Raw genomic sequence first — 13,680 nt, forward strand, 5'->3', positions numbered from 1 at the left:
AACCGGCCCCCACCGCTGACAGACGGGGGAGCGGATCAGCGCTTCGACCAGGCGAGCGTCGGCTTGGCCGCGTAGCGCTCGCGCAGCTCCTCGGCGACCCTGCGGGAAACGGGAGGACGGCCCCTTCGGGGTGCGGGCTTGTCCGGGCTCCCCCTCCTGGACTCCGGCTCGTGCTCGGATGCCGCGTCCGGAGCCGATTCCAGGTCCGGCGCCGGGGCAGGAACGTTCTCCGCCGGAGCTTCCGACTCTGCGCGCAGCTGCCGCTCCAGCGAGTCGAGCCGGTCCAGCATCGGCGCATCAGGTTGCGGCAACACCATCGTGGGATGGTCCGTCGCCGTCGTCTCCTGGATCAGAGCGCGCCGGGCACGGGCTGGACTCGTTCCCAGCAGACGCAGGAGATCGGTACACTGCCGGGTCACCTCCTCCAGGGAGGGCCGGTCGTCCGCCTTGTGCGCCAGCATGCCCGTCACGACGGGGAGCAGTTCATCGGGCAGCCCGGACAGATTTGGGCCGACCTCCGGGTTGACCACCTGCGCGGCGACAGCCTCCCATCGGGCGCCGTCGTACGGGTAGTGCCCGGTCGCCGCGTACAGAAGTACGGTGCCCAGGCCGTACACATCGGCGGCCTGCGTCACGTCCAGCTCGCCCATGGCCTGCTCGGGCGGCATACAGCGCACCGTGCCGATGACCGAGCCGGCTTGCGTCAGCGACCCCTTGGACGCCCCGACGAAGGCGCCGAGGCCAAAGTCAATGATCACGGGTCCGAAGTCGCCGAGGATGACGTTCTGCGCCTTCAGGTCGCGGTGCACCAGACCTGCAGCGTGTACGGCGGCGAGCCCCTCTGCCAGGAGTGCGCCGAGGCTCGCCACGAGTGGCGCGGATAGTGGACCCTGATCATCCACGACGTCGGAGAGCGGGCGTCCGGGGACGTAGTCCATGGCCAGCCAGGGCTGCTCGGCGAAGGGATCCGCCTCGATGAAACGGGCCACACGGCCCGTTCCCGAGATCGTACGCGCGATGGTTGCCTCGCGCTCGAAACGGGCGCGCGTGTGCGGATCCGTGCGGTCGGGCCGGATCACCTTGACGGCGACCGGTTCACCAGCGATGGAGTAGGCGAGGTATACCTCCCCCATCCCACCGGCGCCGAGCCGCCGCTCGACGAGATACGGACCGATTCGCGGCGGCAGAGTCGCGCCTTTCACCACACCCCCCGGGACTTCCGCAACGACTGTACGACCGCTACAGACTACTTACTGATCGTGGTCGTACGAGTGTCATACCAGTTCGGCGACCCTACGACGCGTCCTGCCTTCCGGACGCACTCACTCCTTACGGGGCGGCGAAGGCGGCGGCGGAAACAGGCGTATGCCTCGTATGTCCGGATGCGGTGATCGCTCGTACTTTGCTGATTATCGGGGTTCAGCGTCTGAGCACGCACGCCCGGGCGCGATGGCAGGGGAGCCGGCGGCTTGTTCACCGACGACATTCACTGTCCGGTACATGTCAGTGGCTGCGGCTGCTGGGACTCGGGTTCTCCAACGCAAGCGGGACAACGACGCCAGCGGCACCAACCCGTGGATCAGGACCGACGGCGAGGCCGTCGACTTCGGTGCCTCGGTTCAGGTTCGTGGGCAGCGACCGGGTGAGAGTGAAGTTCGCAGCCATGACGCGGCAGCGGACGCATCCGTTGCGCCAGCTGCCGCGCCAGGTCGAGGGGGAGAATCAGTACGTGATGACCAGGCGGACGGATGGCTTGTCGATGATGTGTCCGCTGGCCATCTTCTCGTCCGGAGTCCCCGCCGGGTAGGCGATGATCGACGGTGGCAGGGTGCGGTCGTCGTCCCAGGCACGCAGCTGCACACCCAGTCGCTCGGCCAGTTCCTGGCCGGCCGGTCCGTACCCGGCGGCGCCCAGCCGATACCGCTTGCTGCCCTGAACGTCCACCGGTTCGAGAACCAGGTAGGCCAGGGAGTCGCCTTCAACCAGGGCAGGGCTCAGAGCGGGGATGGTCGGGCGATGGAGGCCGGCGGCGCTGGCGAAGGCCTCGGGGCGGACGGTGATGCGGCAGGTCGCCGGATCCACTGCGCTGAGGCGGAGCCAGATTCCGTCGAGGGGTTCGTCCGGTGCGACGGCTACGTTGGTCCACAGGAGGTGTTCCTTCGCCTCGGCCAGGCTTTTGCGCAGGCTGAGCGCGTGGATGGGCTGGTCGGCATCCCAGTACAGCTTGACCAGGTGGTCCTCGTCGACGTAGCCCTCACGTTCGCCGTCCTGGCCGATCATCGGCAGGAAGCCGCAGGTGGCCAGAGACTCCGAGCGCAGGCAGTCGGCCTCGCGGACGAAGGCGATGCTGCGGGTCAGGCCGCGCCAGCGCAGCGGAAGCACCAGGCGGCCACCGACGGCCAACTGATCCCACCAAGATGCGGGCAGGTCCCATACACCGACGGTGGCGATCAGCCGGTCGAACGGCGCATATTCGGGGGCTCCCAGGGCGCCGTCGCGCGTGAGGACCCGCACGTCGCTGAAGCCGGTCGCGTCGAGCCGCTGCCGCGCGTGGGCAGCGACGTCCTCGTGGTAGTCCAGCGTGGTGACGGTCCCGGTCGGGCCGGTGAGGTGTCGCATGAGCGCGGCGTTGTACCCGGTACCCGCGCCGGCCTCCAGGATGTTGTTGCCCGGCTGGATGCCCAGCTGGGCGAGCATGAAGAACACCACGTCGGGCTGTGAGGCGCAGCTGAGGGGCAGGGCGTCGGGGTCCGGGTTGTCCTTGATCGTTACGGCCTGGTTGGCGTAGGCCAGTTCCAGAGATGCCTGGGGAATGAAGTCGTGCCGGGGGACCGTGCGCATCGCGTCCTCGACCCGCGCGTCGTAGAGGCCGGGGAGGCTGGCCTTCACGATCCGGTCGACCAGGCGGTTGCGCAGTTCCTGCGGAGTGCTGTGCTCAGTCATACATGTCCTTCCGGGAGCGCCCGGCTCGTCCTGGGCGGAGTGCGGGCAGAGCCTAGCTACGTCGTGGTGGTGGGAAATGGTGGTGAATCGGGTCAGCCGCTCAACAACAGGCAGAGATCCCAATTCGTCTCGGGCGTGGCGCACTTGGAGTCGTCGAGGCGGACCAGGTCCAGTCCCGCTGTGCCTTCCATGAGGGTGGAGCGGGCCGGTGGCCCGTGCTCTTCGAGGTGGGTCGTGAGCCCGCCCCGGAGCCTTGGGAGCAGGTCGGAGAGCTGTCCGCCCTTCTCGTCCTCGGCAGCACGTCGGGCCGCCTGTATGAGCCCCGACCACCCGTGACACAAGGAAGCATCGGTCAGCAGGGCGAGCTGCTGCGGGTCCAGCAGACATCCGGCGAGTGCCTGCTCGGCATGCTCCTGGAGCGCAGCGTCGCCGAGCGCGCGTCCGGCGAGCTGCAACGCACGGGCGATCCCTGGAGTGCCGTAGCACCACGACGGTCGCTTCGGGCCCATGCTCGCGGTACTGCCGCGTCGCTGCTCCTGCAAGTCGATCCACTCCGGCCAGTGGGCGGAGCGCCCGTCGCCGGTCCTCCAGTCGTCCAGCCACTGGCAGATGCGAGTCATGGCGCGTTCCTGGCCGGGCACGGTGTAACCGCGCAACGAGGAGGTGGCGAGAAGCGCCAGGGGCCCGGTGATGCCGTGGGCGAGACCGAAGTTGCCGTGCCCGTCGGCCGGCCACGCGGTACCGGCCTCGCTAATGCTCCACCAGCCGGGCAGCGTTTGCCCGCCGACGGTGATGGGCTCGCAGAGCTGAACGAGGTAGGACAGGATGCCCTGCAGCTCACCGATGTTGCCCCGGCGCAGGTGGTAGACGCCGAAGCCAGCCAGTCCGCTGATCAAGTCGAACTCGGCCGTCTTCGCGGGCTGCCCGCTCTCCTGCCGGGCGCGGGCGGCTTCCAGCCGCGAGGTCGTCATGCGCCGTACATGGCCGTCGAGGGCAGACAGGAGCCGCTCGGTGGAGGGGGTGTCCGTGAAGGTGAGGACATAGGCGACTGCTGGGGCGCCCTCGTACAGGCCGAATCCCTCGGGACCCGCCATGATCGGCATACGAAACATGGACTCGGCGCACGCTCGCATCGCTTCCATATCGCCCACGCCCACAAGCTCTTTAACCGCTTGTAAAAGGGCGATGCCGGCGGCTCCCGAGTAGAGGGACTGCGGCCAGCCGGGCGCTGCCTGGGCCGTAGGGTTCACCGGCGTGCCTCCGACCATGCGAGGCATGCGATGGCAGTCTGGCGCGCGATGCGGCGGCAGGTCTTCTCGTCGTCGCGGTTGACGCCGCGCATCCGGTTGTGGTGCATGTGCAGCAGCGACTCCAGCACCGCATCAACGTCCATACCGTCGTCCAGAAGCTCGCGGTAGCGAGCGAGGGCCTCACCGCGGCGGTGCCACGCGTCGGCGAGGGCCGCGGACCAGCCGCGTGCGGCTGGGTTTCCGGCCCGGATGAGATCGATGGCCTGGTCGGTCGCATCGCGTCCAGCGGCGGCTGATACCGGGCGTTCGGCCAGCCAGCGCAGGCCCTTGTCAGCACCGAGCAGGCCGCAAGCGATGTCGACCATGCCCACGGCTGTGAGGGCGTGACCGTGGGTGCCCGGAGCTGTGGTGCCTGCGAGGGCCGTGGCTGCGACGTACGAATCGGCGACGAACACGGCTTCGGCGCGCGCGAGGGTGCGACCGCTGCCGTAACGGCCGATTTCGGGAGTGTAGGTGGTGAACGCGAGGTCACTGATCATGCCGCAGTTGTGCAGTATCGCCGCCCAAGTGCCGATGGCCTCGGTGTAGGCGCTGCGCTGGCCGGCGCTCGCAGCGCGAACGCGGAGGCGGATGTGGTCCGCACCGTGTGGCGTCCGATATCGGATGAACCACCAGTCAGGGTGATCCTGCAGACGCGGGGCGAAGGTGGCCACGCCCTGGGCGATCAGCTCGTCATGGAGATCGGGGTGGGCGTAGAGCTGCACGTTCACCCAGGGCGCGGCGGGTGCGGCGGGGAGGGGGCCGAGCGTGCGGTTGCGCTGCACGGGCAGGCGACCGGTGAGGGGATTGGGCAAGGGTGACCGGGTGCTGGTCATCGGCACGGCCACCTCGTGGACACGGCCGCCGATCCAGCCGAATCCGTCCTCCGGCGGTGCCTCGGTGAGTACGGCCTGCCCGTTACGGTTCAGGTGCTCCCGCAGGATTGCGGCATGTGCGGGCACGTCGAGCATCAGTCGCAGGGCACGGTCGTCGTCGCGTAGCTCTACGGGCCCTTGGCACTGCCACATCTTCCGCCAGGAGGTGAGGGCATCCATCCACTGGCTCCTGTCCTCCTTGGCAGGGGGAAGGCTGTCGGCGGAAAGGTACCAGCGGGCCGGTGACAGGATGGTCTTGTCGTAGCGCACGCGCGGCAAGAACGGTAGACGCTCTGCTTGCGGGCCCCAGTCGAACCCGGTCCAGGCGGGGCCGAAGGCCCGGTTCAGGTGGGCGAGGAAGCGGGCAAGGAGCGGCGGCTGCTTCTCCAGCGCCATCGCGTGAAAGACCTGCGGGTCGATGACCTGGCGACGCGAACGACTGACGAGGTACAGGCGGTTGGCAGTGGCGGTGACGGCGAGGTCGTCGACGTCGATGACCTCGACCTTCTCACCGGCGGGGCGATGCTCTCCCAGAGAGATCACATGGGGAAGGTAGGCAGGGATACGGGCCACGTTCTCGATGTGGGCGTACAGGCCCGGGAAGGAGAGCTGGGCGGTGAGCGCGCCTTCGATGCTGGGCGGGACCTTGCGGTACACCCCTTCGAGGCCGGAGCCGGTGGCTACCGGGGTGAACCGGGACGTGAGCGTCCCTGCGCTTCTTGCCGGTGTGACCGTGACCGTGAAGTGGCCATCCCGCAGGGCCTGCAGGTCGCGGGCGTGAATGCGGGCGCACATCTCGACGGACGGGGGTGTTGCTTCGCTCACGGCAGGCGCCCCCGCGATCTGGTCGACCAGCTCGTCGGTGAGCATGATCTCGCGGCTGCCGGCAGTAGCTGCCTCCCATGCCACGGCGAGCAGGCGCCCGTCCCGCTCGGACACCATCAGCCTCGCGGCGAGTCGACGGCTGCCCGGGTACTCGGCCGGGTAGCCGAGCCCGGCCACCGGGTCGATGACGTCCTTGACCGGCACGAGGGTGCCGCTGCCGTAACGCTCCCAGAACGCGGCGTGATAATCCCGCCACACGCCTTGTCCGGCCGGCTGTCGCGTGAGTCGCAGCAGCGCGTCGGCAGCACGTTCCATCTGCCGTACGACGCTGAGGGGGATCTGGACGTCGGCGTCCAGGACCAGATCGACGGCGATCGGACTGCGTGCCGCCGCGGATACGTTGCGGCAGTCCCTCACGGCTGCCTCGCGCAGGATGTCCTGGTCGTGGGCGGGGGCCGTGTTGTGCTCCCGGAAGGCTTCTTGCACGGCCAGGAGACCAACGAGCATGCCAGCAGCGGAGGGCACACTGTCCGCGTCGATCGCGTTGAGCTCGCCGACGAGGTGGCCCAGCGGATCCGTCTCGGTCATCGGGGCCCGCAGGTTCGTCAGGAGGAACTTCTGCCCCATGAGGGAGGCGATCAGCGCACGCGCACGAACGGGATCGGCTTCCGGAAACGCCCTGTCGAGCTCGGCGAGCAACGCGGTGACGCGAACAGGGCGAGTGGTGTGCTTCTCGATGAGTCGTACGACGCGGCTGCGCCGGACAGAGGCGCCCCTCGGGCCGCCGTGTTGGACATGCAGTCGGTCACCGCGGGGCATGGCCAGCGAGTTCAGGACGACGCTCAGGCGGTCCAGTAGTTCCGGGATGGACTCCAGGCGGGTACAGACGTCGTCCAGCCATTCGGTGTCTGCCCGGATGACGGCGCGGTGAGCGTCGCCCCACCGCACGTGCGGCTCCCTGTCGATCCCGGCAGCCGCCACCCCAGCGAAGAGACCGAAGGGCGTCGGGCGCCCGGTGGCGCGCAGAACGTAGGAGACGGTAGCGAGGTAGGCACGCCGAATCTGCCTCGGGTGTACGGGGCGTCCGCTGCAAATGTCGTTCAGCCGCGCGGCCAGATCACCGCTCGCTTGCCGGATCGCGTCGGCGAACACCCGTTGACGGCAGACGTCTCGCAGCCAATCGCTCACCGCGTCTGTGTCGTGCGGGTCCGGCCATGACGTGGGGAGCGCCGTCAGCGGTGCCGCAGCGGCGCGCAACAGCGCTGCCCCTGTGTGTTGGTAGACCCTGGTGTGCTTGCCCATCGGTGCCTCCGCCGTTGTGTTCGGAAGGGTGTGGGGCCGGGGGAGTCCCCCGGCCCCACGTCAGCGGTCGTACGTCACACCGCGCTGGTGCACGAGGACGCGCAGGTGGACTTGCAGCCGTCGCCGGTGCCGCAGGCCTGCGGCAGTTGCTCGGCGTCGATCTCGGTGACGACCTCCACCTGGACGTCGAAGGGGTCCTCCGCCGGAGCCGTGGTGGTCTCCGTGATCGGCTTGGTCAGAACAGCAGCAGAAGCCATGCCTTCATCCCTTCTGGATGATCGTTTACGCCGGCCGGATGGCCGGCCTGGAACCCCTCCCCGGCCGACCTGGGCCCGTGGGGGAACGAGTCGGATCGATGGCCGAGGAGGGGGGCTTGATGCCCGCCGCGCGGGCTACCGCGGGCGGCCGAGATACAGAGCCGTGAGCAGGCTCCCGGTCGTCACCGCGGGCAGAAAGAGGATCTGGAACGTGCCGAAGCCGCACCGGCGGGCGTACCAGCGGGGGTGACGCAGCACATACCAGAGGCGGGCCAGCGTGGTCAGTGAGGCAGCCGCCAGTTTCTCCGGGTTCACGCTGCCCCCTGCGTGAGTAAGCCGTTCGCCTCCGGCGTGTCGATGACGGACGAGGTCAGCAGATAGGCGCCGGTGTGCCGCTGCCAGGCGGCCAGGTGCTCGACCTTTCCCCGGCTCAGCATCACCATCAGCGGCGTGATGATGCCCATGGCCTTGCCCTCTTCCACCGCGGTCAGGGCGTTGTGCCATCCCGGGCATCCGTCACGGTCACCCAAGGGGTCCGCGTGGTCGACGAACTCGGCGACGACCAAGCAGTGCGCTTCCTTCGCGTGGCGGCGGGCTGCGTCGACAGCCCCGTCTGCCAGGACACCGAGCGACGCGGGGACGCAGGCGTACAACACAAGGGCCGTGCCTGCAGGCACCGCCGGCTGTCCGGCCTGTATCGCTCTGCTGGTCATTCGGTGCTACCTCCGCCCGGCGTGGGCTGTCGTGTGGTTGAGAATGGAGTTGCGGCAGAGTGCCGTCGGCATGATCACGGGGTGGCCTTCGGCTCACCAGGGCTCAGCAGGGTGAGCCAGACGTCCTTGCCGCCGCTGGGAGTGCGGGACACGCCGAACTGGTCAGCGATGACGCTGACGAGTTGGAGACCGCGGCCGTCCTCGTCCTCATCGCCGGCGCATCGACGCTGCGGCAGCGATGGGTCTTCGTCGTGCACGCAGAGCGCCACTCCATCGGGGGTGCGGGTGACGGTGATGAGAGCGCTGCGGCGCCCATCGCGGTCCGGCCGAGTGTGGTTCAGGACGTTGGTCAGCAGCTCGGAGACGACGAGAGCCCCCGTGTCGACCAGCTTCTCCATGCCCCACAGGCGCAAGTGCGCGCTCACTATGACCCGTGCGATCCGCACAGACAGCGGCGTCACGTCGTAGTCCATCTCCAGCATGCCCGCGGTAGCGCGCGTCGTTCCGCGCACGCCGGTTGCAGCGGTGGGGTGAGCAAGGAGACTGGCCATTCCAGATCCACTTCGTTCTGGCGAACCTCACGCGAGAGGCCCGACTGCGGTGTGTACTGGTGCGTGATCGGTCAGCAACCATTGAGTCAGGCCGAAGCCCAAACCTGCAGATGCGGAAACGGAAAGCTCGACTTTCCGTTTCAGGACCCAGGGGACCCCCGTCATGCCACGACCCGAAAAGCAGCTCACTCCCGACGCCTCGCCGCGAGACTGGTTCGGGCACGAGGTGCGGTACTGGAGGAAGAGGCGCGGCCACTCGGCGTCCTCGTTAGGCCCATTGGTGCAGGCCAGCCCCTCCCTCATCGAGAAGGTGGAGAAGGGCCAGGCTTCCTGCCGCCGCGACCTGGCGGAGCGTTTGGACGAGGTGTTGGGGACCGGCGGCGTGCTCACCCGCGCCTGGGGGATGGTGTACGGCGAAGCGGAAAAGCGCCGTCGTGAAACGGAAAAGAATGCCGGCCCTGCGATGGAGGGCACCGTTCAGGTACACCAAGGGCGCATCCTGGGCAGAGAGACCTCTTCGCCGCTGGGGAGCACTGAGCCTGTGGACCGTCGCGCCTTCCTGGCCAACAGCAGTCTGGCCGCCATCGCATCGATAGACCTTGCCGCGCTCGTCGCCCCCACCACCCCGCACGAGCCACCCGCCAGGATTCGCCTCAAGGACATCACGGCAGTCCTGAACGTGGCGGAAGACATCTACCGGCGGGACAACGCTCATGGCGGCGGAGGGGTCGTCGGCGTTCTCGCCAGCCGAGCCATGGAGTGGGCAGTCCGTCTGCTCACCGTCCCTTGCCCCGAACAGCTCCGTGCCCCTCTCTACACCGCTGTCGCACGCCTGGGCGTCGTGGTCGGCGCATCCCACTTCGACGCCTACGCACACGACGACGCCCGCATCGCCTTCAAGATCGCCGCAGACTGTGCCGAGGAGGCCAACGACTGGCACTTGCGTGCCAAGGTCTTCTCCTTCCTCGCACGGCAGGCCATCTGGATCGGCGACCCAGACACAGGCCTGACCTACGCGGAGAAGGGGCTCGTCCGGGCCGACCGGCTGACACCAACCATCCAGGCCATGCTGCACACCGCACGTGCTCGCGCCTTCGGAAAGATGGGCGACATCGGCGGTGCGATGTCCGCCGTCGGGGCCGCCGACGACGCCTTCGCGAGGTCAAACCCGCAGGATGATCCGCCGTGGATGGCGTACTACAACGGAGCCCAGCATCACGGGGACACCGCACACGCGTTGTACGACCTGGTCCTGTTGAAGGACCAGGACCCCGGACAGGCCAGCCGGCGCTTCGAAATCGCCATCGAAGGCCACGACGACGCATACGCCCGCTCGCGCGCAATCTCTGGTACGAAGCTGGCGAGCCTTCTGATGGCCAAGGGCGACCCGCACCAGGCCATGACCATCGGTCACCAAGCTCTCACGGACGCCGGCCACCTGACCTCCCGGCGAGCTGCGGATGACCTGAAGGAACTCAACCGGTTCGCCGCCCGGCACCGGCGCATCCCCGAAGTGGCGTACCTTCGCGAGCGAATCGGCGCTACGTTGCAGGCATGACGATCTCGGCCCATGCCTCCTCCGCGGTCCTGGTCGCAGCCTGCTCGGCGGCCGGACTCGATTCGTCTGCCGCCGAGCCGATCCGCATCGCCGAGAACGAGATATGGCGTCTGCCGGGTCAGCGCGCCATCGTACGCATCGCGCGCCCCGGTCAGTTGGTGGCAGCCATCCGAGAGGTGAACGTCTCACAGTGGCTGGCCGACAATGACGTGTCAGCAGTGCGCGCGCTGCCCATCGACCAGCCGGTCGAGGTCAGCGGGCGCCCGGTGACGTTCTGGGAGGAACTACCCGCGCACACAAACGGCACCGTCCACGACGTGGTGCAGCTCCTCAAAAGGCTTCATCCGCTGCCGGTTCCCCGCTTCCCACTGGGCGAGCTTGACCCGTTCGTCCGTGTATCGGAGAGGATCGACGCCGCGACGTCCTTGACCGAGGACGACCGGTCGTGGCTCCGGCAACGGCATGAGGAGCTACAACGCCAGTGGGTGCAGCGTCCTTCCGGGCTGCCCGACTGTGTCGTGCATGGTGACGCGTGGGTGGGCAACGTCGCCCGGACGGCCGGCGGTCCGATCCTGTTGGACTTCGAGCGAGTGGCCGTGGGCCCACCGGAGTGGGACCTGGTCTCCACCGCGGTGAAGCTCACCACGACCGGTGCCGTGAGCGCCCCCGAGTACGCAGAGTTCTGCGACTTGTACGGCGTAGATGTGACGGAGTGGGAGGGGTACGAACTGCTCTCCGGTGCCCGCGAGTTGCGTATGGCCACCTATGCGGCCCAGCACGCTGGCACCCGACCGGAGTGGATGAAGGAAGCGCAGTATCGCGTGGACTGCCTTCGCGGCCGGCGTGGCCCGCGTCCCTGGAAGTGGACGGGGATCATGTAACTGCCGCGGCGCTGTCATGGCCTAAGCATGCCGATGATGTGCGTGGCGAGATCACTAAAGACGTCCCTGGGACGCATTGACCGGCCTGTACCACTGCGACGACCTGTGGACCGAGGAGCTCCAGCGCATGCGACACACCTTCATACCGCTCGTCCTCGCCACTCTCGCGCTGGCCGGCTGCACCACCGAGGAGGACAAGGCCACGAGGTACTGGGACGGCTACCGGTTCGGCGAGCAGACGGCGACGGCCTACGCGAAGCGTGTCCTCGACACCACCTTCACGTACTGCACGACCGGCGGGGAGGTGGCCGCCCGGCAGGACATGTGCACCCGCCCCGGCGGTCCCGACACCCGGTACCCCGCCTCCGTGGGACAGCGGGAGTGCGCAGAAGCGCTCCCTAGGGGCTTGGACGGCGACGAGCGCGACGCGTGGCACAAGGGTTGCATCACCGGCATGGCTCTCGGTGTGCCGGACGTCGTGACGTACGGAGCCGATCCTCAGAAGTAGGCTGCAGGGACGTCCTGTTGGCTAGCTGGGTCGGGTGCCGGACAGCTTTGGCAGGGCGGCTCCTGCCGACTCTTGTTGGCAGGCGTTCCGGAGACGCTCGTCCATTTCAGCCGTCAGTTCAGTCAGCCGCGCGTACAGCGCCTGTTCTTGCTTGGACAGGTTTCCGGACTTCATCCTCGCCAACAACTCCTCCTTGGCATCGGACAGGACACCCAGGCAGGTCTGGGCCGCCTCGTTGAAGCCGCGATCGTACACACTGATGTAGTAGCCGCGCGCGCTCTCCTCGACTCCCTCCTTGGCCGCCTCCCGTACCGCGTGGCCGAGCTCGCGCAACGTTTGCCTGCCCCTCGACATGCCGCCCCTCCCCTTCCCCATACTCGACACCGAGCTGCTGAAGGTGCCTCCCTGATGGCCCCGTTGGCGATCGTGACCGCTTACGCCCGCCTGGCGACTGCCTGCCTCCGCAGCGAGGCCTTCGCCGAGCGACGCTGATATGCCGTGATCATCGTCGGGTATTGAGCCGCCTGCGGGGTTGCCCGGGGCGCAGACCTCGGACACAGGCGTCGTTGTCAGTGCCGACCTCTACCATTCTCTCGGGGAAGTCGCTGTCGTGCTGGAACGATGCCACGGCACACAAAACCCCTGTCACGAGCCACAGTTGTCCCGGTACCTTTACAGTGAGCGCGCGTACGTGGTGAAGCGAGGCGAAGCACAGTGCAGAGTTCAAGATCCGTCGACACCTACCAGTCGAGCTTCGCCGTGTACATCCAAAGCCTTGAGCCTTCCCTCTTGATGGCTCTTAGGATTGACGATTCCGTTGTTCTCGTAACGGAAGTGCTTGTATCAGCGTGCAAGGCACTCACTAACTCTGGCGACTCTCGGCCGTGGCAGGAACGGATTGAGGCCTGCTTCGAAAACGTCGATGAGGAAAGACTTCGAGAAATTCTGACGGCGTTCGAGGAGCAGTTCCGGAACGACAATCCGAAGCACTGGGTAGACAAGTTCAAGAATGAGAGCTACAAGAGCTTCGTGGAGCGGCTTCTGGGTGCCGCACGGTACCGGCTACTCGTGAATGCACTGAAAGAGGACGCTGCCGTGGTTGCCTTGGCCGTCCGTCGCGGCATCCGCGCACTAGCTCCCTTCGCCGTGGCGTGGAACGATGCCCTCAGCCTCATGTCGAAAAGCCAACTGAAAGCCGCTAGCAGAGGAGAGGTTCTCGCAGTAAATGCTGTCCAGCTGGTCATCAGCCTGGACGATTTTTTGGGCAACAAGGTCCTTGCCTCTCTGCCGATGGAAGCCACAGCTGCGACGAGCCCCGACCTTGCCCCCTGGGCCCCGGATGGACCGGACATTCTCGCCGCCCAGTGCCGCACCCTCGTCACAGAAGCTGCTGCGCGACGCGTCGAGCGAGCCAACTCGCCGCTTGTGAGGAAGATCCGCGGCGCGCGGGATGCCCTCAAGTACTCGGAGGACGGCATCTCACAGGCCGCGAACTCCCTCATCGAGCTACTTGACCGAATCATGCGCGAGTCCTTCCCCCCGAAGGACGTGCTGCTGTGGGTGGACAAAAATCTGCCTGATGAGCCGGACCTCACGTACCTTGACGAAGGCCAAAGAAAGCCGACCAAGCGAGCTGAGGCCTTGTGTCTCATCTACGGCGGCGAGCCTATAGGAGCCCGCGAGGCCAATAAGTACGATGATGGACAGGGTCCCAGCTTCCTTCACGACGTACTGGCACTCGTCCTGGTTTCGGCGCGAAACAAGTTGCAGAAACTCAAGCACGCAGACGGCGGTACACCCGAAGAACGCGAACAGCTCATGGCGGTCCTATCAGCGCTTGAAGGAGCGCTCATGTTGGGACTCACAATCGGTGGCATTTCCGCTGAGTCAACAGAACCCGGAGAGCTTGCCGCGTAGGCGGAGCAAGCCGTAGCGCTGTGACTCCGGGGCTCACCGAGGGAGCCGTCCGTCGGCATCT

At 67.4% G+C, this 13,680-nt stretch carries 13 protein-coding genes; 4 read left to right on the top strand and 9 right to left on the bottom strand.

Features of this window, described 5'->3' with window-relative positions; genetic code table 11:
* Positions 1-35 precede the first annotated feature (35 nt).
* The 8 genes from ACZ7D7_RS30465 to ACZ7D7_RS30500 form a co-directional block, all read right to left on the bottom strand.
* Complete coding sequence (locus tag ACZ7D7_RS30465; protein ID WP_470828509.1) at positions 36-1,202, bottom strand: serine/threonine-protein kinase; 1,167 nt, start codon at positions 1,200-1,202, stop codon at positions 36-38.
* 520 nt (positions 1,203-1,722) lie between these two features.
* Complete coding sequence (gene fxlM, locus ACZ7D7_RS30470; protein WP_470828511.1) at positions 1,723-2,943, bottom strand: methyltransferase, FxLD system; 1,221 nt, start codon at positions 2,941-2,943, stop codon at positions 1,723-1,725.
* 92 nt (positions 2,944-3,035) lie between these two features.
* Entirely contained in the window at positions 3,036-4,220 is a 1,185-nt protein-coding gene (locus tag ACZ7D7_RS30475) for a lanthionine synthetase C family protein (RefSeq protein WP_470828512.1), read from the bottom strand.
* Positions 4,190-7,234, bottom strand: a complete 3,045-nt coding sequence (locus ACZ7D7_RS30480; RefSeq protein ID WP_470828514.1) for a lantibiotic dehydratase — start codon at positions 7,232-7,234, stop codon at positions 4,190-4,192. The genes ACZ7D7_RS30475 and ACZ7D7_RS30480 overlap by 31 nt, the downstream gene beginning before the upstream one ends.
* A 74-nt stretch (positions 7,235-7,308) precedes the next feature.
* Entirely contained in the window at positions 7,309-7,491 is a 183-nt protein-coding gene (locus tag ACZ7D7_RS30485) for an FxLD family lanthipeptide (protein ID WP_014676476.1), read from the bottom strand.
* Between the two features lie 135 nt (positions 7,492-7,626).
* The gene (locus ACZ7D7_RS30490) at positions 7,627-7,806 is read right to left on the bottom strand and encodes a hypothetical protein (protein ID WP_382227874.1); all 180 of its coding nucleotides are present in this window, start codon (positions 7,804-7,806) and stop codon (positions 7,627-7,629) included.
* Positions 7,803-8,204: a hypothetical protein gene (locus ACZ7D7_RS30495; RefSeq protein ID WP_470828516.1), complete on the bottom strand. Its 402-nt coding sequence runs from the start codon at positions 8,202-8,204 to the stop codon at positions 7,803-7,805. The genes ACZ7D7_RS30490 and ACZ7D7_RS30495 overlap by 4 nt, the downstream gene beginning before the upstream one ends.
* 74 nt (positions 8,205-8,278) lie before the next feature.
* Entirely contained in the window at positions 8,279-8,755 is a 477-nt protein-coding gene (locus ACZ7D7_RS30500; protein ID WP_382227878.1) for an ATP-binding protein, read from the bottom strand.
* 163 nt (positions 8,756-8,918) lie between these two features.
* On the opposite strand from ACZ7D7_RS30500, the gene ACZ7D7_RS30505 reads away from it, so the two are divergent.
* The 3 genes from ACZ7D7_RS30505 to ACZ7D7_RS30515 all read left to right on the top strand — a co-directional run bounded on the left by ACZ7D7_RS30505 (position 8,919) and on the right by ACZ7D7_RS30515 (position 11,702).
* Positions 8,919-10,313, top strand: a complete 1,395-nt coding sequence (locus ACZ7D7_RS30505) for a helix-turn-helix domain-containing protein (RefSeq protein WP_470828518.1) — start codon at positions 8,919-8,921, stop codon at positions 10,311-10,313.
* Positions 10,310-11,194, top strand: a complete 885-nt coding sequence (locus ACZ7D7_RS30510; RefSeq protein WP_470828520.1) for an aminoglycoside phosphotransferase family protein — start codon at positions 10,310-10,312, stop codon at positions 11,192-11,194. The genes ACZ7D7_RS30505 and ACZ7D7_RS30510 overlap by 4 nt, the downstream gene beginning before the upstream one ends.
* A gap of 127 nt (positions 11,195-11,321) precedes the next feature.
* Entirely contained in the window at positions 11,322-11,702 is a 381-nt protein-coding gene (locus tag ACZ7D7_RS30515; protein WP_470828521.1) for a hypothetical protein, read from the top strand.
* Between the two features lie 21 nt (positions 11,703-11,723).
* Here the strand turns inward: ACZ7D7_RS30515 and ACZ7D7_RS30520 are convergent, their stop codons facing one another.
* The gene (locus ACZ7D7_RS30520; RefSeq protein WP_470828522.1) at positions 11,724-12,035 is read right to left on the bottom strand and encodes a hypothetical protein; all 312 of its coding nucleotides are present in this window, start codon (positions 12,033-12,035) and stop codon (positions 11,724-11,726) included.
* Between the two features lie 381 nt (positions 12,036-12,416).
* Between ACZ7D7_RS30520 and ACZ7D7_RS30525 the strand changes: the two genes are divergently transcribed.
* Positions 12,417-13,619: a hypothetical protein gene (locus ACZ7D7_RS30525; RefSeq protein WP_470828524.1), complete on the top strand. Its 1,203-nt coding sequence runs from the start codon at positions 12,417-12,419 to the stop codon at positions 13,617-13,619.
* Positions 13,620-13,680: the final 61 nt, after the last annotated feature.

This window comes from Streptomyces sp. NPDC037054, from assembly GCF_055606745.1.